This window comes from Streptomyces sp. NPDC088157, assembly GCF_044741545.1.
Taxonomy (GTDB): Bacteria; Actinomycetota; Actinomycetes; order Streptomycetales; family Streptomycetaceae; genus Streptomyces.
Map to the genome: position 1 here is coordinate 304,634 of NZ_JBIUSU010000008.1, position 21,078 is coordinate 325,711.

Here is a 21,078-nt window from a genome sequence, read left to right on the forward strand (position 1 = left end):
GGCTGGGTGACTGTCAGTGGTGGGCCGTATGGTCTGGGGTCATGGAGAGCAGCAGCGAGGACGTCGCCCGGGTGGGCGACGGCGGTGTCGTGGGGGATCCGTCACCCACGGAGGCGGTCGTGCCGAAGGCGGTCGTCCCGGAGCCGGTCGTCCCGGAGCCGGTCGCGCCGGAGGCGGTGGTGACGGCGGTGGCCGCCAGGGCGCCTGCCTCGCTCTCGCCCTCGCGCGCCGGTGATTTCATGCAGTGCCCGTTGCTGTACCGGTTCCGGGTGATCGACCGGCTTCCGGAGAAGCCGAGCCCGGCGGCCACGAAGGGCACGCTGGTGCACGCCGTCCTCGAGCGGCTGTTCGACGCCCCGGCGGCCGAGCGGACCGCGCCGCGGGCCAAGTCGCTGATCCCGGGCCAGTGGGACCGGCTGCGGGAGACGCGGCCGGAGGTCGTGGAACTGTTCGCCGACGACCCGGAGGGCGAGCGGCTGGCCGGCTGGTTGGTGGAGGCGGAGCGGCTGGTCGAGCGCTGGTTCACGCTGGAGGATCCGACGCGGCTGGAGCCCGCCGAGCGGGAGCTGTTCGTCGAGGCGGAGCTGGAGTCGGGGCTGCGACTGCGCGGGATCATCGACCGGGTCGATGTGGCGCCCACCGGCGAGGTGCGGATCGTCGACTACAAGACGGGCAAGGCGCCCCGCGCGGAGTACGCCGAAGGCGCGCTGTTCCAGATGAAGTTCTACGCCCTGGTCGTGTGGCGGCTGAAGAACGTCATCCCCCGGCGGCTTCAGCTCGTGTACCTGGGCAGTGGCGATGTGCTCACCTACGACCCGGTCCTGGCCGATCTGGAGCGGGTGGAGCGCAAGTTGCTCGCGCTGTGGGAGGCGATCCGGCTGGCGACGGAGACGGGTGAGTGGCGGCCCCGGCCGACCAAGCTGTGCGGCTGGTGCGATCACCAGGCCCACTGCCCGGAGTTCGGCGGCACTCCCCCGCCGTATCCGCTCCCGGTGACGCTGTCGGTGAGGGCGGCCGACTCCGAGGGCGGCGCGCAGGGCAGAATGGGGCCGGGCTAGAGAAGGAGACATACGTGGCCATCCGCGTCCTACTGGTCGACGACCAGCCGCTGCTGCGCACCGGCTTCCGGATGATCCTGGAGGCCGAGCAGGATCTCGCGGTCGTCGGCGAGGCCGGAGACGGCCTTCAGGCTCTCGACCAGGTGCGGGCGTTGCAGCCCGATGTGGTGTTGATGGACATCCGCATGCCGCGGATGGACGGGGTGGAGGCGACCCGGCAGATCACCGGACCGGGGCGGGACGGACCGGCCAAGGTGCTGGTGCTGACCACCTTCGACCTCGACGAGTACGTGGTGGAGGCGCTGCGGGCCGGGGCGAGCGGGTTCCTGTTGAAGGACGCGCCCGCCGATGAACTGGTCCAGGCGATCCGGGTGGTGGCCGCGGGTGAGGCCATGCTGGCGCCGAGCATCACGCGTCGGCTGCTCGACAAGTACGCGACGCATCTGCCGTCCGGCGACGACCCGGTGCCGGACACGCTGCACACGCTGACGGACCGTGAGGTGGAGGTGCTGAAGCTGGTGGCGCGAGGGCTGTCGAACGCCGAGATCGCCGCCGATCTGTTCGTCAGCGAGACCACGGTGAAGACCCATGTGGGTCATGTGCTGACCAAGCTGGGCCTGCGTGACCGGGTGCAGGCGGCGGTGTACGCGTACGAGAGCGGTCTGGTGCGTCCCGGCGCGCAGTAGGCACGGTGCTGACAGACGGAAGAAGGCGCCTCCTCGATGAGAGGGGGCGCCTTCTTCCGTGCGGCCGGGCTTCGCGGCGTGGTGACCGTCAGCTCTTGCTGAGTTCCCAGAAGCGGAACACCGTGGAGGCGTCCAGGCAGTTCTCCAGGCCGTAGACGTGCTCGCCGACGACGGCGTACTGCTTGGCCTGCCAGAGGGGCAGGACCGGCAGTTGCGCGGCGACGATGTCCTGGAGCTCGGCGAAGTCCGCGTCGGTGGCGGTGCGGTCGCTCTGGGCGGCGGTGCGCGGGATGAGCGTGCCGGTGATGGCGGTGTTGGCGTAGTTGTTGCTCAGCACGTTGCCCTTGCCGAAGAAGGGCGAGGTGAAGTTGTCGGCGTCCGGGTAGTCGGGCACCCAGCCCTTGACGTAGACGCCGTACTTGCCCGCGGCGACGTCCTTCTCGTACTGGCCGTAGGCGACGGACCTGACATCGGCGTCGAACAGGCCGCTGGCGTTGAGCTGGGCCGCGACAGCGTGGAGTTCCTTGTCGGTGGCCGGGCCGTAGCGGGTCGGGGTGGACCAGAGGGTGAGCTTCACCTTGCCGGTGATGCCCTCGTCGGCGAGCGCGGCGGCGGCCTCGGCCCGGGAGGGGCGGGCGCCGTAGCGGTCGAAGAAGGCGGTGTTGTGGCCGGCGATACCGGCCGGGATGATCGAGTACAGGGGATCGGCGGTGCCCTGGTAGACGTCCTTGATCAGGGCTTCGCGGTCGATCAGGTGGGCGATGGCCCGGCGGACGCCGAGCTTTCCGGCGACCGGGTCGTCCATGTTGAAGACCAGGTGCTGGACCTCGGCGCTGCTGCCCTCGACGACCTCGGCGGTCGTGTCGCCGGTGCTCCGCTGGATGTCGGCGACGTCGGCGGCGGTGAGACCCCGGTAGGCGATGTCGATCTCGTTCGCGAGCAGGGCCTGCTTGAGGGCCTTCTGGTCGCCGCCGAAGAACTTCAGGGTGACGCCGTTGTTCCTGGCGTCGTCGGCGCTGCCCCGGTAGGTGTCGTTGACGGAGAAGACGGCCTCGTCGTCGTCGAAGGAGTCCAGCTTGTAGGGGCCGGAGCCGACGGCGCCGCCGTCCTCGCGCAGGCCGTCGGCGTCGTACTCCTGGTGGTCGACGATGGAGCCGGCACCCGAGGCGATCTTGCTCGGGAAGGTGGCGTCGGGGACCTTGAGCTTGAAGACGACGGTCTTGGCGTCGGGCGTCTCGACCTTGTCGAGCATGGGGAACATGATGGCCGGGCCGGCGTCGTCGTCGATCTTCAGCATGCGGTCGAAGGAGAACTTGACGTCCTCGGAGGTGAGCGCGTCACCGTTGCTGAACTTCAGGCCGTCCTTCAGGGTGCACGTGTAGACCTGGGTCCGCGTGTCGGTGAAGGAGCACTCCCGGGCCGCGTCGGGCTCGGGTTCCGTGCCGCCCTTGGGGAAGCTCAGCAGTGACTGGAAAACGTTGTTGAACAACAGCCATGAGCCCGGGTCGTAGCCGGAGGCGGGGTCCGTGGCGAGGACGTCGTCGGACATCCCCAGCACCAGGGATGAGGTGTCACCCCCGGCTCCCCCGCTCTGGGTTCCGCAGCCGGTCAACAGGCCGGAGGCCAGTCCCGCCACGATCGGCAGGACCGGCCACTGGTTACGCAGGTTCACAAAATGCCTTGTCTTCGGTTCTCTGCACACCGGGGCCGCCGTCCCGGGCCCCGGCAGGGGGGTGGGTCAGTTGCTCACACCGCGGCCGAGCTCCCACAGCTGAAGGGTGGCGGAGGAGTTCAGCACGTAGGCCGTGCCGGTGACGTTGTTGTTCGCGGCGACGTACTGCTTGCCCTGCCACAGCGGCAGGATCGGAACGTCCCGGGCGACGATGTCCTGGATCTCCGTCAGGTCCTTGGCGGCGCTGAGGCGGTCGGCCTCGCGGCGGGAGGCCGGGATCAGGTTGTCGATGATGTCCTGGTTGGAGTACGGCGACTTGAGGAAGTTGTCCTTGTCGAGGAACGGGGCGACGAAGTTGTCGGCGTCCGGGAAGTCGGGGAACCAGCCCATGCCGTAGACGGCGTACTCGCCCTTGCGCTCGGCCGGGACGAACGCGTCCCAGGGGGTCCCCTTGATGGTGACGTCGAACAGACCGCTGTCGTTGAGCTGCTTCCGCAGCACCTCGAACTCCTGCTTGGTGGCAGGGCCGTAGTGGTCGGTCGTGTAGTTCAGGGTCAGCTTCACCGGGGCGGTGATGTCCGCGTCGGCCAGCAGGGCCTTGGCCTTGGTGACGTTCGGGTCGCCGTAGGTGTTGAAGAACGAGTTGGAGTGACCGGTGAGGGTGGCCGGGACGAGCGAGTAGAGGGGCTCGGCCTGGGAGCCGTACACCTCGGAGACGAGCGCGGCGCGGTTGATGATCTGGGCCATCGCCTGGCGCACGGCCTTGGACTTGACCGACGGGTCGGTGGTGTCGAAGGCCAGGTAGCGGATCTCGAGGCCGTTCAGCTCGACGAGGCCGATGTCCGCGGTCGCGGAGGCCTCGGAGAGCTTCTGGATCTGCTCCGGCGACATGGTGCGGGTCATGAGGTCGATGTCGCCCTTCTCGAGGGCGGCGTCCATGGCGTCGGCGTCCTCGTAGGAGACCATGTCGACCTGGTCGTTGTTCACGTCCAGGGTCCCCTTGTAGTTGGGGTTCTTGGTGAACACCGCCTTGGTCATCTCGTCGCCGTCGGTGTCGGCCTTGAGGGTGTAGGGGCCGGATCCGTCGACCTCGAAGCCGTCGCGCAGCTTGTCCTTCTCGTAGTCGTCGGGGTTGACGATGCCGGCGACCGGAGTCGACAACTTGAAGGGGAAAGTGGCGTCGGCGGTCTTGAGGTGGAAGATGACTTCGTTGTCACCCTGCGTCTCGATGGTGTCGATCGTCGACAGCAGGGCGAACACGCCGGAGTCGGCCTTGATGGTGCGGGCACGCTCGATGGAGAACTTGACGTCCTTGGCGGTCACGGCGTCGCCGTTCGCGAACTTCAGGCCGCTGCGCAGCTTGCAGGCGTACCGCTCGTTGCCGGTGTCGGTGAAGCCGCAGCTCTGGGCCGCCTCCGGGACGGGTTCGCCCTCGCCCTTGGGCTGGATCATCAGGGTCTGCACGGTCTGGCGAAGGATGTTCCAGGTGCCGACGTCGTAGGAGTACGCCGGGTCGAGGGGTGCCGGGGCGTCCTTGGTGGCGGTGAACCGGTCGGTAGTGCCCAAGACGATGGCGTCCCCACTGCCGCTACCGCCGTCGGACGCGCCGCAGGCGGCGAGTACGGGCGCGAGCAGACTGACCACGGCCGGCAGCACCAAAGTCTTGCGGTTCATGCTCGAGTTTCTCCAGAGCTGTCGAGTCCGTGTATCCGGCATGCAGGGGTGTCGCGGCGGATCACGGGGTTAGGGCGAGGTTCTCGCGACGAGATTAGTCCGCACCAGCACGAGGGTTCGCGGTCACCGGAGTTGAAACCCCATCACGCAGCGAAACCGGCCGCGGACGCACTGAACAACCGTCAGTGGAAGGATTCGTACAGCGAATCACCAATCGGGACACAAAGACACACCCGAAGCCGCCGCGCGCAGGCGGAATGCACACGGAGAGTCAACTGTCGAGCCCCGAACGGGTGGGGAACGTCACACGCCAATGAGGCTTCGGACAGGGTGGAATTCGGCCGCCGTCGGGGCGTCGGCGAAGATCGGAATTCCACCGCGCGCACACCCGCCGAATTCCTTGTTGTCGGCGGTGCACGCTGGGTGAACGCTCTCCCGCATTTCGGCCGTCGGCCGATCACCAATGATCGTGGCGCCGATCATCGGAGCGGCATCAGGTCCCGCAGGAATGCCAGGTCGACCTGTTCCAGTGAGGGGACGACGGTGCGTCGGCGGGAGGGCGCGATCGGGGCCACCGAGGGCACCGCGACCACGTGACAGCCCGCCGCCTCCGCCGAGGCGACCCCCGTCGCGGTGTCCTCGATGACGGCGCATCTGACCGGGTCCACGCCGAGCCCGGCGGCCGCGAAGAGGTAGGGGTCGGGGTACGGCTTGGTCCGCGCGACCTCGTCGCCTGCCACGCTCAGGCGGAAGTTCTCGGCGCCGAGCGAGGCGAGGACGCGGTCGATGATGCGCCGGTGGGAGGCGGAGACGAGGGCCGTGGGCACCTCGTGCTCGGCCAGCTCGGCGAGCAGCCGGGCGGCTCCCGGCATCAGGGGGAGGGCGTGGGTGATGCGGTCCTCGAATCCCTGGTTGAGCAGGACGGTGAGTTCGGCGAGGTCGATGTCGGCCCCGGTTGCCTCGATCAGGAACCCGGCGCTGCGGGTCATCGGTCCGCCGACCACGACATGCCGCCATGAGTCGTCGAGGGTGTGGCCGAGCCCGGCGAAGACCTCGGCCTCGACGTCCCACCAGAAGCCCTCGGTGTCCACCAGGGTGCCGTCCATGTCGAGCAGCACGGCCTCCAGGGCGGAGCCTTCGGCCGTGCGGGTGAGTGGCGCGGGAACCGTGCTGGTCATCCACGTACCTCCTTGAGGGACGAGCAGGCCGGTTCCCGCTGCGGGGAACCGGCCTTCGGTGGACCGACCAGTGTACGACTTATCCGATCAGTGTGCTCGGTGGCCACGCGTGCGTCACCGTGCGTTGAAGTACTTCGCCTCGGGGTGGTGGATCACGATGGCGTCGGTGGACTGCTCGGGGTGGAGCTGGAACTCCTCCGACAGGTGGACCCCGATCCGCTCGGGCCGGAGCAGCTCGGCGATCTTCGCGCGGTCCTCCAGGTCGGGGCAGGCGCCGTAGCCCAGGGAGAAACGGGCGCCGCGGTACTTGAGGGCGAACATGTCCTCGACGTCGGCCGGGTCCTCGCCGGCGAAGCCGAGTTCGCCGCGCACGCGCGCGTGCCAGTACTCGGCGAGGGCTTCGGCGAGCTGCACCGACAGGCCGTGCAGTTCGAGGTAGTCGCGGTAGGAGTTCGACTCGAAGAGCCGTGCGGTCTCCTCGCCGATGCGGGAGCCGACGGTGACGACCTGGAAGCCGACGACGTCGGTCTCCCCCGACTCCTCCGGGCGGAAGAAGTCGGCCAGGCACAGGCGGCGGCCGCGGCGCTGGCGGGGGAAGGTGAAGCGGGTGCGCTCGTTGCCCTGCTCGTCCAGGACGATCAGGTCGTCGTCCTTGGACACACAGGGGAAGTAGCCGTAGACGACGGCCGCTTCCAGGAGGTTGTCGGTCTGGAGCCTGTCCAGCAGACCGCGCAGCCGGGGGCGGCCCTCGGTCTCGACGAGTTCCTCGTAGCCCGGTCCGTCGCCGGTGCGGGCCTGCTTCAGGCCCCACTGCCCCTTGAACAGGGCGCCCTCGTCCAGCCAGGAGGCGTACTCCTTGAGCTGGATGCCCTTGATGACGCGGGTGCCCTGGAACGGCGGCTTCGGGACGGGGTTGTCGGTGGCCACGTCGGAACGGACGTGGCCCTCCTCCGGGCGCTCCTCCGTCTCGACGGCGGCGGCGCTCGGGCGGACCCGGCGCTGCTTCAGCTCCGGCAGCTTGGCTCCGGGCACCCCGCGCTTGACGCCGATCAGGGCGTCCATCAGACGCAGGCCCTCGAAGGCGTCGCGGGCGTAGCGGACCTCGCCCTGGTAGATCTCGTGCAGGTCCTGCTCGACGTAGGCCCTGGTCAGAGCGGCGCCGCCGAGGATGACCGGGTAGTCGGCGGCCATCTTGCGCTGGTTGAGTTCCTCCAGGTTCTCCTTCATGATCACCGTGGACTTGACCAGCAGGCCCGACATGCCGATGACGTCGGCCCGGTGCTCCTGCGCGGCGTCCAGGATCGCGGAGACCGGCTGCTTGATGCCGAGGTTGACGACGTTGTAGCCGTTGTTGGACAGGATGATGTCGACGAGGTTCTTGCCGATGTCATGGACGTCGCCGCGCACGGTGGCCAGCACGATGGTGCCCTTGCCCTCGGCGTCCGACTTCTCCATGTGCGGTTCGAGATAGGCGACCGCGGTCTTCATGACCTCGGCGGACTGGAGCACGAACGGCAGCTGCATCTGGCCGGAGCCGAACAGCTCGCCGACCACCTTCATGCCGTCCAGGAGCGTCTCGTTGACGATGTCCAGGGCGGGGCGGGTCCGGAGAGCCTCGGCGAGGTCGGTTTCCAGGCCGTTCTTCTCGCCGTCGATGATCCGGCGCTTGAGGCGCTCGTCCAGCGGCAGCGCGGCCAGTTCCTCGGCCTTGCCGGCCTTGAGGGACTTGGTGGTGGCACCCTCGAACAGCGCCATCAGCTTCTGCAGGGGGTCGTAGCCCTCGCGGCGACGATCGTGGATCAGGTCGAGGGCGGTGGTGACCTCCTCCTCGCTGAAGCGGGCGATGGGCAGGATCTTCGACGCGTGGACGATCGCCGAGTCCAGGCCCGCCTTCACACACTCGTCGAGGAAGACCGAGTTGAGCAGGATGCGCGCGGCCGGGTTGAGGCCGAAGGAGATGTTCGACAGGCCCAGCGTGGTCTGCACGTCGGGACGGCGGCGCTTGAGCTCGCGGATCGCCCCGATCGTGGCGACGCCGTCGCCCCGGGACTCCTCCTGGCCGGTGCAGATGGTGAAGGTCAGGGTGTCGATGAGGATGTCCGACTCCTGGATGCCCCAGTTCGTCGTCAGGTCCTCGATGAGCCGCTCGGCGATGGCGACCTTCGTCTCGACGGTACGGGCCTGGCCCTCCTCGTCGATGGTCAGCGCGATCAGCGCGGCGCCGTGCTCCCGGGCCAGCGCGGTGACCTTGGCGAAGCGGGAGTCGGGGCCGTCGCCGTCCTCGTAGTTGACGGAGTTGATGACCGCGCGGCCGCCGAGCCGCTCCAGGCCTGCCCGGATGACCGGCACCTCGGTGGAGTCCAGGACGATCGGCAGGGTGGAGGCGGTGGCGAAGCGGCCGGCCAGTTCGTCCATGTCGGCGACGCCGTCGCGGCCCACGTAGTCGACGCACAGGTCGAGCATGTGCGCGCCCTCGCGGATCTGGTCCCGGGCCATCTCCACGCAGTCGTCCCAGCGGCCCTCCAGCATGGCCTCGCGGAACTTCTTCGAGCCGTTGGCGTTGGTGCGCTCACCGATCGCCATGTACGCGGTGTCCTGCCGGAACGACACGGTCTGGTAGAGCGAGGCGGCGCCCGGCTCGGGCCGCGGGCTGCGCTCGGCGGGCGAGGCGTCCCGGACCCGCTCCACGAGCCGGCGCAGGTGTTCGGGCGTCGTACCGCAGCAGCCGCCGACCAGGTTCAGCCCGTAGTCGCGTACGAAGGTGTCCTGGGCGTCGGCCAGGCCCTCGGCGTCGAGCGGGAAGTGGGCGCCGTCCTTGGTGAGGATCGGCAGACCGGCGTTGGGCATGCACAGCAGCGGGGTGCGGGAGTGGCGGGCCAGATAGCGCAGGTGCTCGCTCATCTCGGCCGGGCCCGTCGAGCAGTTCAGGCCGATCATGTCGATGCCGAGCGGCTCCAGCGCGGTCAGCGCGGCACCGATCTCCGAGCCGAGCAGCATGGTGCCGGTCGTCTCGAACGCCATCGAGACCAGCAGCGGCACGTCGACGCCGGTCGCCTCCATCGCGCGCTTGGCGCCCAGGACCGACGACTTCGTCTGGAGGAGGTCCTGGGTGGTCTCGACGATCAGCGCGTCCGCGCCACCGGCGAGCAGACCCTCCGCGTTGGCCTGGAAGCCGTCGCGCAGGGTGCCGTAGCCGATGTGGCCGAGGGTGGGCAGCTTGGTGCCGGGGCCGATCGAGCCCAGTACCCAGCGCGTGCGTCCGTCGCGTCCGGCGAAGGCGTCGGCGGTCTCACGGGCGATCCGGGCTCCCGCCTCGGACAGCTCGTACACCCGGTCGGGGATGTCGTACTCGGCCATGGCCGAGTGGTTTGCGCCGAACGTGTTGGTCTCGACGCAGTCCACGCCGGCGTCGAAGTACTCCTCGTGCACGGAGCGGACGACGTCCGGACGGGTGATGTTCAGGATCTCGTTGCAGCCCTCGAGGTTCTCGAAGTCCTCGAGAGTGGGCTCCTGGGCCTGGAGCATGGTGCCCATGGCTCCGTCGGCCACCACCACACGGGTGGCCAGGGCCTCTCGGAGCTCGGACACGCGGGTCCGGCTGTCGGCGGAAGGGGTCGGCGGCACAGAGGCCATGAAAGGGCTCCCTCAGGTGCGACGGCTGTCGGCTTTGCGTCACCCCCGGGATGCGGGCAGGAAGCCTTCCCGGGGAGAGCGCACGCCGTCAGGGTAGCCGGGACCGAGGCCTTATGGTCGGGGGCGTCCACGGGACGGACGGGCGTGGCGGTTCCGCGCGGGCGGATCACGAGCGGGGCCGGAGCCGCGCCGGGGCCGTCCACGAGCGTGCGACGCACGCGTCACTCCGGGGAGACGGGTGACGTAACACGAATCGACCGAACGTTAGCGGAAGGTCGACATGGACCGGTAGTGTTCGACATTGCCGAACGACGGCGGCGGATGCCGCGCGCGGACGGCCGAAGGGGACGGAGGCGGGACGGCGATGGCACGGAACATCCAGTCGGTCGAACGCGCGGCCGCGATGCTGCGGCTGCTCGCGGGCGGCGAACGGCGACTGGGCCTGTCGGACATCGCCTCGTCCACGGGTCTGGCCAAGGCCACCGCCCACGGCATCCTGCGCACCCTCCAGCAGGAGGGCTTCGTCGAGCAGGACGACGCCTCCGGGCGGTATCAGCTGGGCGCGGAGCTGCTGCGCCTGGGCACCACGTACCTGGACGTGCACGAGCTGCGCGCGCGTGCCCTGGTGTGGACCGACGACCTGGCCCGGTCCAGCGGGGAGAGCGTTCACCTGGGAGTGCTGCACCAGCAGGGCGTGCTGATCGTGCACCACGTCTTCCGGCCCGACGACAGCCGGCAGGTCCTGGAGATCGGGGCCATGCAGCCGCTGCACTCCACGGCCCTGGGCAAGGTGCTGTCCGCCTACGACCCGGTCGCGCACAGCGAGGCCCTGGAGGCCGAACGCAAGCCGTTCACGGACCGCACGGTGTGCGAGGCGGACGCCTTCGAGCGCATCCTCGACCTCACACGCGCGCGTGGGTACGCGGCCGACCTGGAGGAGACCTGGGAGGGCGTCGCCTCGATCGCCGCGCCCATCCACGACCGGCGGCGCATGCCCGTGGGCGCGGTCGGCATCACCGGCGCGGTGGAGCGGCTGGGCCGGGACGGCGAGGTGCGCCCCGAGCTGATCGCCGCGGTACGGGACTGCGCCCGCGCGGTGTCGCGGGATCTGGGCGCCGGACGCTTCTGAGCGGCCCGCCGCTTCCGGGGGAGCACCGCCCCGCGGAGCACCGGGAAGCCCCGCTCCCGAGAAGTACGTATGAGCAGGCCGGGACGTCGTACGACGTCCCGGCCCTTGCCATGCAGCTGCCGATAACCGCTCGAAATGGACAGAAGCGGCGAGAGCGCGCGCACCGACGCGAAGATCGATAACTCGTGGCGATCAATAACGATCGCGTTTTCAATACCCACACTCTTGACGCACACGTAACGCCGGGGCAAGACTCCCGTCCATCGGTCGACATTGTCGAACACCTGACGGCAATACGCGCTAGAGTGTGACAACGTCAAAGGCCGGCATCGCTCTCACCCCCGAGGGCGCTCGAACCCCCGGTGGGACCCGGGGTTCGGCTTCCCTGGACGAAGGACAAAGGAGTCGCGGGTGTCCAGCTCCGACATCTTCATCGGCGAGACCATCGGTACCGCCATACTCATCCTGCTGGGCGGTGGCGTCTGCGCCGCCGTCACGCTGAAGGCCTCCAAGGCCCGCAACGCCGGCTGGCTCGCCATCACCTTCGGGTGGGGTTTCGCCGTTCTGACGGCTGTCTACACCTCGGCGCCGCTCTCGGGCGCCCACCTCAACCCGGCGGTCACCCTCGCACTCGCGATCAAGGACGACGACTGGAGCAACGTTCCGGTCTACTGGGCCGGGCAGCTGCTCGGCGCCGCCATCGGCGCCACCCTGGTCTGGGTCGCCTACTACGGTCAGTTCCACGCGCACCTCACCGACAAGGAGATCGTCGGCGAGCCGGACGCGAAGGCCGCGGCCGCCAAGTCCGTCGAGGCGCGGGAGAAGGGTGCCGGACCGGTCCTGGGCATCTTCTCCACCGGTCCGGAGATCCGGGTCGTCTGGCAGAACCTCGCCACGGAGATCATCGGCACCATCGTGCTGGTCCTCGCCGTCCTCACGCAGGGCCTGAACGACAAGGGCAACGGCCTCGGCAACCTGGGCGCGCTGATCACCGCGCTGGTGGTCGTCTCGATCGGTCTGTCCCTCGGTGGCCCGACCGGCTACGCGATCAACCCGGCCCGTGACCTCGGTCCGCGCATCGTGCACGCCCTCCTGCCCCTGCCCAACAAGGGCGGCTCCGACTGGAGCTACGCCTGGATCCCGGTGGTCGGTCCGCTGATCGGCGGCGCGATCGCTGCGGGTATCTACAACGTCGCTTTTGCTTAAGGGCACCAGCCGCACCGCGTAGTCATCAGCACCGCACAGACAGCCGCCCCTCCACGGAACCCAGGAGCACACCGTGACCGACGCGCACACCGCCGGCCCGTTCATCGCCGCCATCGACCAGGGCACCACCTCCTCGCGCTGCATCGTCTTCGACCGGGACGGCCGTATCGTCTCCGTCGACCAGAAGGAGCACGAGCAGATCTTCCCGAAGCCGGGCTGGGTCGAGCACAACGCCACCGAGATCTGGACCAACGTCGAGGAGGTCGTCGCCTCCGCCATCGCGAAGGCCGGCATCACCCGCGACGACATCAAGGCCATCGGCATCACCAACCAGCGTGAGACGACGCTGCTGTGGGACAAGAACACCGGTGAGCCCGTCCACAACGCCATCGTCTGGCAGGACACCCGCACCGACGCGCTCTGCAAGGAGCTGGGCCGCAACGTCGGCCAGGACCGCTTCCGCCGCGAGACGGGCCTGCCGCTGGCCTCGTACTTCGCCGGTCCCAAGGCCCGCTGGCTGCTCGACAACGTCGAGGGTCTGCGTGAGCGCGCCGAGGCGGGCGACATCCTCTTCGGCACCATGGACAGCTGGGTCATCTGGAACCTGACGGGCGGTGTGAACGGCGGCAGGCACGTCACCGACGTCACCAACGCCTCCCGCACCATGCTGATGAACCTGCACACCATGGAGTGGGACGAGAAGATCGCCGAGTCCATCGGCGTCCCGCTCGCGATGCTCCCGGAGATCCGCTCCTCCGCCGAGGTGTACGGCGAGATCACCGGCGGCAAGCTGGGCGACCTGCTCGGCGGCATCCCCGTCGCCTCCGCGCTCGGCGACCAGCAGGCGGCCCTGTTCGGCCAGACCTGCTTCGCGGAGGGCGAGGCCAAGTCCACGTACGGCACCGGCACCTTCCTGCTGATGAACACCGGTGAGAAGCCGGTCAATTCCTACAACGGCCTGCTGACCACGGTCGGTTACCGGATCGGCGACCAGAAGGCGGTCTACGCCCTCGAAGGATCGATCGCCGTCACCGGTTCGCTGGTGCAGTGGATGCGCGACCAGATGGGCCTGATCTCCACCGCCGCCGAGATCGAGACCCTCGCGCTCTCGGTCGAGGACAACGGCGGCGCCTACTTCGTGCCGGCCTTCTCCGGTCTGTTCGCCCCGTACTGGCGCTCCGACGCCCGCGGTGTGATCGCCGGCCTCACCCGGTACGTCACCAAGGCGCACCTCGCGCGCGCCGTCCTGGAGGCCACGGCCTGGCAGACCCGTGAGATCACCGACGCCATGACGAAGGACTCCGGCGTCGAGCTCGCGGCGATCAAGGTCGACGGCGGCATGACCTCCAACAACCTGCTGATGCAGACGCTCTCGGACTTCGTGGACGCCCCCGTGGTGCGTCCGATGGTCGCCGAGACCACCTGCCTCGGCGCCGCCTACGCCGCCGGTCTCGCCGTCGGCTTCTGGACCAACACCGACGATCTGCGCGCCAACTGGCGCCGGGCCGCCGAGTGGACCCCCCGCATGGACGCGGACACCCGCGACCGTGAGTACAAGAGCTGGCTCAAGGCCGTCGAGCGGACCATGGGCTGGCTCGAGGACGAGGAGTAAGAACCCCACATGACCAGTCAGACCACCCTGAAGTCCGTGCCTGCCCTGGGGACGCACCCGGCCTCCGGCTCCAACCCGAGCCGCGCCGAGACCCGGGAGCAGCTCTCCAAGGCGTCGTACGACCTTCTCGTCATCGGCGGCGGCATCCTGGGCATCTCCACCGCCTGGCACGCCGCGCAGTCCGGCCTCAGGGTGGCCCTGGTCGACGCCGGCGACTTCGCCGGCGCCACCTCCTCCGCCTCCTCCAAGCTTCTCCACGGCGGTCTGCGCTACCTGCAGACCGGCGCGGTGAAGCTGGTGGCGGAGAACCACTTCGAGCGCCGTGCGGTCTCCCGTCAGGTGGCCCCCCACCTGGCGAACCCGCTCACGTTCTACCTCCCCGTGTACAAGGGCGGGCCGCACGGCGCGGCGAAGCTCGGGGCGGGCGTCTTCGCCTACTCCGCGCTGTCGGCCTTCGGTGACGGCGTCGGCCACCTCCTGTCCCCGGCCAAGGCCGCGCAGGACGTGCCCGAGCTGCGCACCGACAACCTCAAGGCCGTGGCCGTGTACGGCGACGACCAGATGAACGACGCACGCATGGCGCTGATGACGGTCCGGGCGGCCGTCGAGGCGGGCGCGGTCGTCCTCAACCACGCCGAGGTCTCCGGCCTGCGCTTCACCAAGGGCCGGGTCACGGGCGCGGAGCTGCGCGACCGGCTCTCCGGCGACGAGTTCGGCGTCAACGCCCGGCTGGTGCTGAACGCGACCGGCCCGTGGGTCGACCACCTGCGCAAGATGGAGGACCCGAACGCGGCTCCGTCCATCCGCCTCTCCAAGGGCGCGCACCTGGTCCTGAAGCGCACGGCGCCCTGGCGGGCCGCGCTGGCGACCCCCATCGACAAGTACCGCATCACCTTCGCCCTCCCCTGGGAGGACATGCTGCTGCTGGGCACCACCGACGAGGAGTTCGAGGGCGACCCGGCGGACGTCGCTGTCACCGAGAAGGACACGGCCCAGATACTCGACGAGGCCGCGTTCTCCATCCGCGACCAGCAGCTCGACCGTGACCTGATCACGTACGCCTTCGCGGGGCTGCGCGTGCTGCCGGGCGGGCCCGGCAGCACGGCGAAGGCCAAGCGCGAGACCGTGGTGACCGAGGGCAGGGGCGGCATGCTGTCCGTCGCCGGCGGCAAGTGGACGACCTTCCGGCACATCGGCCGTACGGTCATGCAGAAGCTGGAGGCGCTGCCGGGCCACCCGCTGGGCGACGACTTCGAGCCGATCTCCTCGCTGCCGAAGAAGCTGCCGCTGCCCGGCGTCGCCAACCCGCGCGCGGTCGCCCACCGCCTGCTGGTCGACAACCCGGCGCCCGGCCCCCGCATCGCGGCCGACACCGCCAAGCACCTGGCCACCCACTACGGCTCGCTCGCCTTCGACATCGCGCGGCTGGCCAACGACAACCCCGAGCTGCGCGAGCGCGTCCACCCGGACGCCCCCGAGATCTGGGCGCAGGTCGTCTACGCTCGGGACAACGAGTGGGCGGAGACGGCGGACGACGTGCTGCGTCGCCGTACGACGCTGACGATCCGCGGTCTCGCCACCGACGAGGTCCGCAGCAAGGTGCAGGACCTCCTCGACAAGAAGTAGGTCCACAGCAGACCCTCCGCCGGTCCACTCCCCTGACCTGGGCCGGCGTCGGGGAACGGCCCCTCCGTACCGGGGCCGGAACCGGGAGGGGGCGGCTCCACCCCTATGGAGCCGCCCCTTCCGCATGCCCGTTTCGCCCTCTGGGCCCGGTTGTCGGTGCCGGGTGTTTCCATGGGGCGGGAGCATCGATCACGCGGACCCCGCCGAACTGGCGGCCCCGCGGGAGGCCTTCGCCGTGGACGACGGCGAGGAGCCGGCACTCGGCTGGGAGGCGGTGCGCGCCTTCGAGGCGGAGCACGGGGTGGTGCCGCCGGAGCCGTACCGCCACTTCGTCGCGGAGATCTCCCGGGTTTCGTCGGCTGGGTGAAGCACCGGTCCGAGGGCCACGAGTGGTTCGACGCCGAGTGGGCGGCCGCCCCTGCGGGCCGTTCAGCGGTGCTGCTCCACGACCGCCCGCACGGCCTCGACGTCCGTCAACTCCTCGCGGCGAAGGATCAGTTCGCGTCCCAGCAGCAGTGCGCGCCGGGAGGCAGGAACCGGGTCCGGCAGGGTCGTCAGGTCGGTCAGGTGGGCGAAGCCGATGACGCGGCGGACGATCTCCGTGCCGGCGTAGCCGACGGAGTCGGTCCACACGCGGCGCAGGAACCGCTCGAGATAGGCGTCGTCGAAGAAGGTGTCGACGCGGGCCGGCCACAGACCGCGGAACTCGGTCTCGAACGCCTCCCAGGACAGGCGGAGCTGATCGGCGTGGTCGGAGAGGGTGCCGAGGGCGCGGGCCCGCTCCTCCGAGACCAGCGCGTTGGCCCAGTAGAGGCCGAGGTCGTAGCCGATGGGGCCGACGAAGGAGAACTCGGGGTCGAAGACCCGCACCACGGGCGCGCCTTCACGGGCGCCGACCATGACACTGCCGGTGTGCAGGTCACCGTGCAGGAGGGCCTGCGCGCCGGTCATGAACGTGTGGCGCAGGTCGGCGACCTCGGTGCGCAGGCGGGTGTCGGCACGGAAGGCGGCGGCCAGGTCGTCGAGGCCGGGGTGCCAGTGGTTGTGTTCGTGCTCGACGTAGGGCTCGGACAGCACGACGTCCTCGGTGATCTTGCAGAGCTCCGGGCTGACGGAGGCCGCGATCAGTGCCTTGCGCTCGGCGGACGGCATGCCGAAGTCGCTGGTGGCGAAGGAGAACTGGGCGACGAACTCGCCGATCCTCGCCGACGTGTGCGGGCCGTACGCCGTGCCCTCGTTGAGCAGCGTGCGCAGGACCTCGAGGTCGGACATGTCCTCCATGACGAGGGCGTAGTTCTCGGGGTCGTAGCCGTGGACGACCGGGATCTTGTCCGGGGCGACCTTGGCGACCTGCTCGTAGGCGCGGGCCTCGGCGTCGGCGCGGTCGGGGTTCATCGGCCAGGAGGGGCCGGCGACGCGGACCCAGGGCAGGGCCTGCTTGACGGCGAGGCTGCGGGTGCCGTCGGCGGAGGAGGCCAGGAACACCCGGTTCATGTTGCCGTCCGACACCTCCCGGACCTCGATGTCGGCCGGGTCCGGCCAGTGGCCCCGCTCGGCCAGGTAGGCGGGGATGTCGTCGGTCTCCAGGATGCGGTAGCCCATGGTCGGTGAACTCCCTTATGCGGTGCGGCGCTTGGACAGGGTGAAGCTGAAGACCAGGGCGAGGATCAGCACCGCGCCCTCGACGACGTCCTGCGTGTAGTACGGCAGACCCTTGATGGTGAGGCCGGTGGTGATGATGCCGATGAGCACCGCGCCGAGGGCCGTGCCCCAGACGTTGGGGCGGCCGCGGCCCAGGACGGAGGTGCCGACGAGTGCCACCGCCACCGCCTCCAGCAGCTGGGAGGTGCCGGCCGACACATCGCCCTGGCCGATCCTGGACGCCAGGATGAGGCCGCCCACCGAGGCGAGGACGCCGGAGATGACGTAGGCCAGGGCGCGGTGTGCGCCGACCCGGATGCCGGCCAGCCGGGCCGCCTCGGGGTTGGCGCCGATGGCGTGGAGGACGCGGCCCCAGCGGGTGCGGGCGAGGAAGACCCAGGCGACGATGGTCAGACCGCCGAAGATCAGCACGGAGATCGGGACGCCGAGGACGGTACCGCGGTCGATGCGCAGGAATCCGGCGGTGAACCTGCCCGGGGCGGTGCTGCCGTCGGACATCGTCATGCCCGGAGTGATCGACTGGCCGTCGACGAGGATCAGTTTGCTGCCTTGGATGACGAACATCGTGCCCAGGGTGGCGAGCATGTCGGGGATCTTCAGTACGACGATCAGCAGGGCGTTGAGCAGGCCCGCGAGCGCGCCCGCCAGCAGGACCGCGAGGATCGCGACCGTGCCGACCTGGTTGAGGACGACCATGGTCTGCGCGGCGACGGAGACGCCGAGTCCGGCGACGGCGCCGACGGACATGTCCATGCCGCCGGCGGCCATGGTGAGGGTGACGCCGAGGCCGAGGATCGCGGCGACGGAGACGTACCGCAGGGTGTCGAGCAGGGTCGCCGACTCCCGGAAGGAGCCCTCGCTCAGGGCGAAGTACAGGAACAGCGCGACCGTCACGAAGATGAAGCCGTACTTGATGACGGCGTTCTGGACGCGCACCGCGGTGGAGGTCGCCGGCAGGATCGCCGCCTTGGTGGGAACCTCGGTGCTCTGGGTGGTGGTCATGGGGTGCTTCCTGGGCCTTCGTGGGAGCGGGCCGGCGTCAGACGGACGCCGAGATGGTCTGGATCACGCGGTCGCGCTCCGCGTCTTCGCCGTACGCGTCGAGGTGGACCTCACCGGCCGCGAGGACGACGACCCGGTCGGCGACCTCCAGGACCTCGTCGACGTCGGCGGACAGGACGAGGACGGCCGCGCCCTCGGAGGCGAGGGCGCGGGCCCGGCGGCCGATGTCGCGCCGGGCGCCGATGTCCACACCTCGGAACGGCTCGTCCAGGATGAGGACGCGGGGGGTGTGGGCGAGCCAGCGGCCGACGACGACCTTCTGCTGGTTGCCGCCGGACAGCTCCTCGACGGTGCTGTGCTCGTCGCGGGTGACGACACCGAGGGCGTCGATCGTCTCGCGGCCGAGTGCGTCCTCCTTCGGCCCGTTCATGAGCCCGGCCCGCGAGAAGGACTTCAGGAACGGCAGCGAGATGTTCCGCGCGACCGACCAGCCGGGCACCAGGGCGTCGGCGTGCCGGTCCTCGGGGACGAGATGGACGCCCGCGCGGATGGCGTCTGAGGGGCGGCGGGGCGCGTAGGTCCTGCCGTCCAGTTCGACGGAGCCGGCGGCGAAGGGCTCCGCGCCGAACAGGCCGCGGGCCAGCTCGGTCTTGCCCGCCCCCAGCAGGCCCACGACACCGGTGACCTCGCCGGCGCGCAGGTCGAGGTCGAGGGGGGAGCGGCCTTCGAAGAGGCGGACACCGCGCAGCGAGAGGGCGACCTCTCCTTCGGCGCCCTCCCTGACGGGCCGGGCGGTCGTCGTCTCCTGGGCCTGGGCGAGCATCGCGCGCAGGGCCGCGTCCCAGTCGAAGGGTTTGGCCTGGTCGTCGGTGAGGAGGCCGTCGCGCAGGACGACCAGCCGGTCGGCGAGCGCGTCGATCTCGCCGAGCCGGTGGGAGACGTAGAGCACGGCGATGCCGTCCTCGCGCATCTTCTCGACGAGCGCGAACAGCCGCTCCGCCTCGGCGGCGGAGAGCGCGGAGGTCGGCTCGTCGAGGACGAGCAGCCGCGGGCGGGTCGCCAGGGCGCGGGCCAGGATCAGCAACTGCCGGTCGGAGATACCGAGTTCGGTGACGTCCTGCCTGAGCACCTGGTCGCTCCAGGCCAGACCGAGGCCGGCCTGGATCTGGCGGGCGCGGGCGAGCGTGGTGCGGCCGCTCAGGAACGGGTTGCCACGCTGTTGCGCCAGCTCCTCGAAGACCAGGTTCTCGGCGACGGTGAGACCGGGCACGATGCCCTCGCCGATGCGCTGGTGCACCGTCCGGATGCCCAGCCGGCGGGCGGCCAGCGGGGAGTCGAGCGTGACCGGCGAGCCGTCGACGCGCACCTCTCCCCCGTGGTCCGCGTGGACGCCCGAAAGGATCTTGATCAGCGTGGACTTGCCGGCGCCGTTCGCGCCGAGCAGCGCGACGACGCTGCCGGCCGCGATGTCCAGCGAGACGGAGGCGAGCACCGTCTTGCCGCCGAAGGCCATGCTGACGTCGGTGAGACCGACGGCGGGGGCCGCCTCACGAGGCTCCGCACGCTCCGCGGGCTCAGTGGGCGACATTCGAGATCCAGTCCGCGGTGGAGACCTGCGACAGGTTCAGCGCGGGCAGCGCCTCCCGCAGCTGGTCCATGTTCTCGATCTTCTTCTCGCGCAGGAAGTCCTGCGTGATGGCGACGGCCGGGAACGACACGGTGGTCTTGTTCAGCTGACCGGCCAACTCCAGCGCGGTCGTGCGCACGACGGCCGCACCGACGGCGGACGGGTCGGTGCCCGCCGTGGCGACCCAGGGGCTGTCGGCCGCCGTCATCTGCTGGATGTCGGCGTTGGAGACGTCCGCGCCGAAGACCTTCACCCTGTCCTGGAGCTTCTTGTTCTGCACGGCGAGCACGGTGCCCTTGGCGAGCTCGTCGTAGGGCGCGAAGACGCCGGCCACGTCGGAGTGCTGGGTGAGCGCGGCGGAGACCAGGGGAACGTTGTCGGTGGCCGTGGAGTCGGTGACCTTGCCGACCTTGAACTGCTGCTTCCAGGCCTCGGAGGCGACCGTCGACTTCCAGACGGTGTCGCGCTTGTCGAGGGCGGCGTAGCCGGCCACGTTGACGTAACCGACCTTGGCGTTCTTGCCGACCTCCTTGGCCATCACGTCGAGAACGGCCTGGGCCATGCTCGCGTCGTCCTGCTCGGTGGAGACGACGCCCTTGGTGGGGGTCTCGACGTCGTAGACGACGACCTTGACGCCCTGCTTCACGGCCTTGTCGATCTCCGGCTGGATGGTCGCCGGGAAGCCGTGGTCGATGATGATCGCCTTCGCGCCGGAGTTGATGGCGGAGGAGAGGTCGGTGGCCTGCTTGGCGTTGTCGGCCTGGGCGTCGTACACGGTCAGGTCGATGCCGAGGGCCTTCGCCTGGGCCTTCGCGCCGTTGCCCCACTGCTCGAAGTAGTCGCCGGCGCCGCTCTGCCGGACCAGGGCCACCTTGACCGCGCCGGCGCCGAAGGGTGCGGGCTTCTTGCCGGTGGCGGCGGAGGCCGGGGCGGCCGCGTTGCCGGTGTCCTTGGAGGCGTCCGTGGACTGCGAGCAACCGGAGAGCACGAGGGCAGAGACGGAGGCCAGCGAGAGCGCGGCGAGAGGCAGAAGGACACGGGACATGAGGGGCTCCAGGTGCGGGGTGGTACCGAGCGAGGGCGCGGAGGGGATGCGAGGCGGAAAGCGCACAGCGGGGGATGCGAAGCAGGGGATGCCTGAGCCCGGAGCGAAGGACAGGAATGAGCCACCGCGAACAGCGGGGCGCGCCCGGCGGAACGGGGGCGCGTCGGAGCTCCGGGAGGGGTCAGCGACAGCTGGCTGTGGTCGACCGGAGCAAGTCCACGTACAGCCGCCGTACGAGCAGCAGCGTCTTCATATGCAGATCATGAGA

The 21,078-nt window shown here is 69.9% G+C and carries 14 protein-coding genes and 1 pseudogene; 7 read left to right on the plus strand and 8 right to left on the minus strand.

The features are described from left to right. Positions 1-41: 41 nt before the first annotated feature. Both ACIPFH_RS31080 and ACIPFH_RS31085 read left to right on the plus strand, forming a co-directional pair. The gene (locus ACIPFH_RS31080) at positions 42-1,058 is read left to right on the plus strand and encodes a RecB family exonuclease (RefSeq protein WP_401831593.1); all 1,017 of its coding nucleotides are present in this window, start codon (positions 42-44) and stop codon (positions 1,056-1,058) included. A gap of 14 nt (positions 1,059-1,072) precedes the next feature. Next, on the plus strand, positions 1,073-1,744 hold the full coding sequence (locus tag ACIPFH_RS31085) for a response regulator (protein ID WP_401831596.1): 672 nt from the start codon (positions 1,073-1,075) through the stop codon (positions 1,742-1,744). A gap of 88 nt (positions 1,745-1,832) precedes the next feature. Here ACIPFH_RS31085 and ACIPFH_RS31090 read toward each other — a convergent pair whose 3' ends face one another. From ACIPFH_RS31090 to metH, 4 genes are all read right to left on the minus strand, one after another. Then, positions 1,833-3,416, minus strand: a complete 1,584-nt coding sequence (locus ACIPFH_RS31090; RefSeq protein WP_401831599.1) for an ABC transporter substrate-binding protein — start codon at positions 3,414-3,416, stop codon at positions 1,833-1,835. 66 nt (positions 3,417-3,482) lie between these two features. Further along, a complete protein-coding gene (locus tag ACIPFH_RS31095; protein WP_401831602.1) occupies positions 3,483-5,090 on the minus strand; it encodes an ABC transporter substrate-binding protein in 1,608 nt (535 codons plus the stop codon). Positions 5,091-5,569: 479 nt separating this feature from the next. Further along, positions 5,570-6,268 carry an HAD family hydrolase gene (locus ACIPFH_RS31100; protein ID WP_401831603.1) on the minus strand — a complete coding sequence of 233 codons (699 nt, stop codon included), beginning with the start codon at positions 6,266-6,268 and terminating at the stop codon, positions 5,570-5,572. A gap of 114 nt (positions 6,269-6,382) precedes the next feature. Next, a complete protein-coding gene (metH, locus tag ACIPFH_RS31105; RefSeq protein ID WP_401831605.1) occupies positions 6,383-9,901 on the minus strand; it encodes a methionine synthase in 3,519 nt (1,172 codons plus the stop codon). 364 nt (positions 9,902-10,265) lie between these two features. On the opposite strand from metH, the gene ACIPFH_RS31110 reads away from it, so the two are divergent. The 5 genes and pseudogenes from ACIPFH_RS31110 to ACIPFH_RS31130 form a co-directional block, all read left to right on the plus strand. Continuing rightward, a complete protein-coding gene (locus ACIPFH_RS31110; RefSeq protein ID WP_356252816.1) occupies positions 10,266-11,030 on the plus strand; it encodes an IclR family transcriptional regulator in 765 nt (254 codons plus the stop codon). A gap of 411 nt (positions 11,031-11,441) precedes the next feature. Further along, entirely contained in the window at positions 11,442-12,236 is a 795-nt protein-coding gene (locus ACIPFH_RS31115; RefSeq protein WP_356252819.1) for an MIP/aquaporin family protein, read from the plus strand. A gap of 73 nt (positions 12,237-12,309) precedes the next feature. Next, positions 12,310-13,848: a glycerol kinase GlpK gene (glpK, locus tag ACIPFH_RS31120; protein ID WP_356252822.1), complete on the plus strand. Its 1,539-nt coding sequence runs from the start codon at positions 12,310-12,312 to the stop codon at positions 13,846-13,848. Between the two features lie 9 nt (positions 13,849-13,857). After that, on the plus strand, positions 13,858-15,474 hold the full coding sequence (locus ACIPFH_RS31125; protein ID WP_401831608.1) for an FAD-dependent oxidoreductase: 1,617 nt from the start codon (positions 13,858-13,860) through the stop codon (positions 15,472-15,474). A gap of 124 nt (positions 15,475-15,598) precedes the next feature. Beyond that, a pseudogene (locus tag ACIPFH_RS31130) lies at positions 15,599-15,838 on the plus strand (hypothetical protein); the annotation flags it as partial. Positions 15,839-15,903: 65 nt separating this feature from the next. On the opposite strand, the gene mtnK reads toward ACIPFH_RS31130, so the two are convergent. The 4 genes from mtnK to ACIPFH_RS31150 are packed head-to-tail and all read right to left on the minus strand — an operon-like array spanning position 15,904 to position 20,810. Then, positions 15,904-17,076, minus strand: coding sequence for an S-methyl-5-thioribose kinase (gene mtnK, locus ACIPFH_RS31135; protein WP_401831611.1), 1,173 nt, complete (start codon positions 17,074-17,076; stop codon positions 15,904-15,906). Between the two features lie 15 nt (positions 17,077-17,091). Continuing rightward, positions 17,092-18,138, minus strand: coding sequence for an ABC transporter permease (locus tag ACIPFH_RS31140; protein ID WP_401831613.1), 1,047 nt, complete (start codon positions 18,136-18,138; stop codon positions 17,092-17,094). 37 nt (positions 18,139-18,175) lie between these two features. Continuing rightward, positions 18,176-19,726, minus strand: a complete 1,551-nt coding sequence (locus tag ACIPFH_RS31145) for a sugar ABC transporter ATP-binding protein (protein ID WP_401831615.1) — start codon at positions 19,724-19,726, stop codon at positions 18,176-18,178. Beyond that, complete coding sequence (locus ACIPFH_RS31150) at positions 19,713-20,810, minus strand: substrate-binding domain-containing protein (protein WP_401831618.1); 1,098 nt, start codon at positions 20,808-20,810, stop codon at positions 19,713-19,715. Before ACIPFH_RS31150 ends, ACIPFH_RS31145 begins: the two co-directional genes overlap by 14 nt. Positions 20,811-21,078 lie beyond the last annotated feature (268 nt).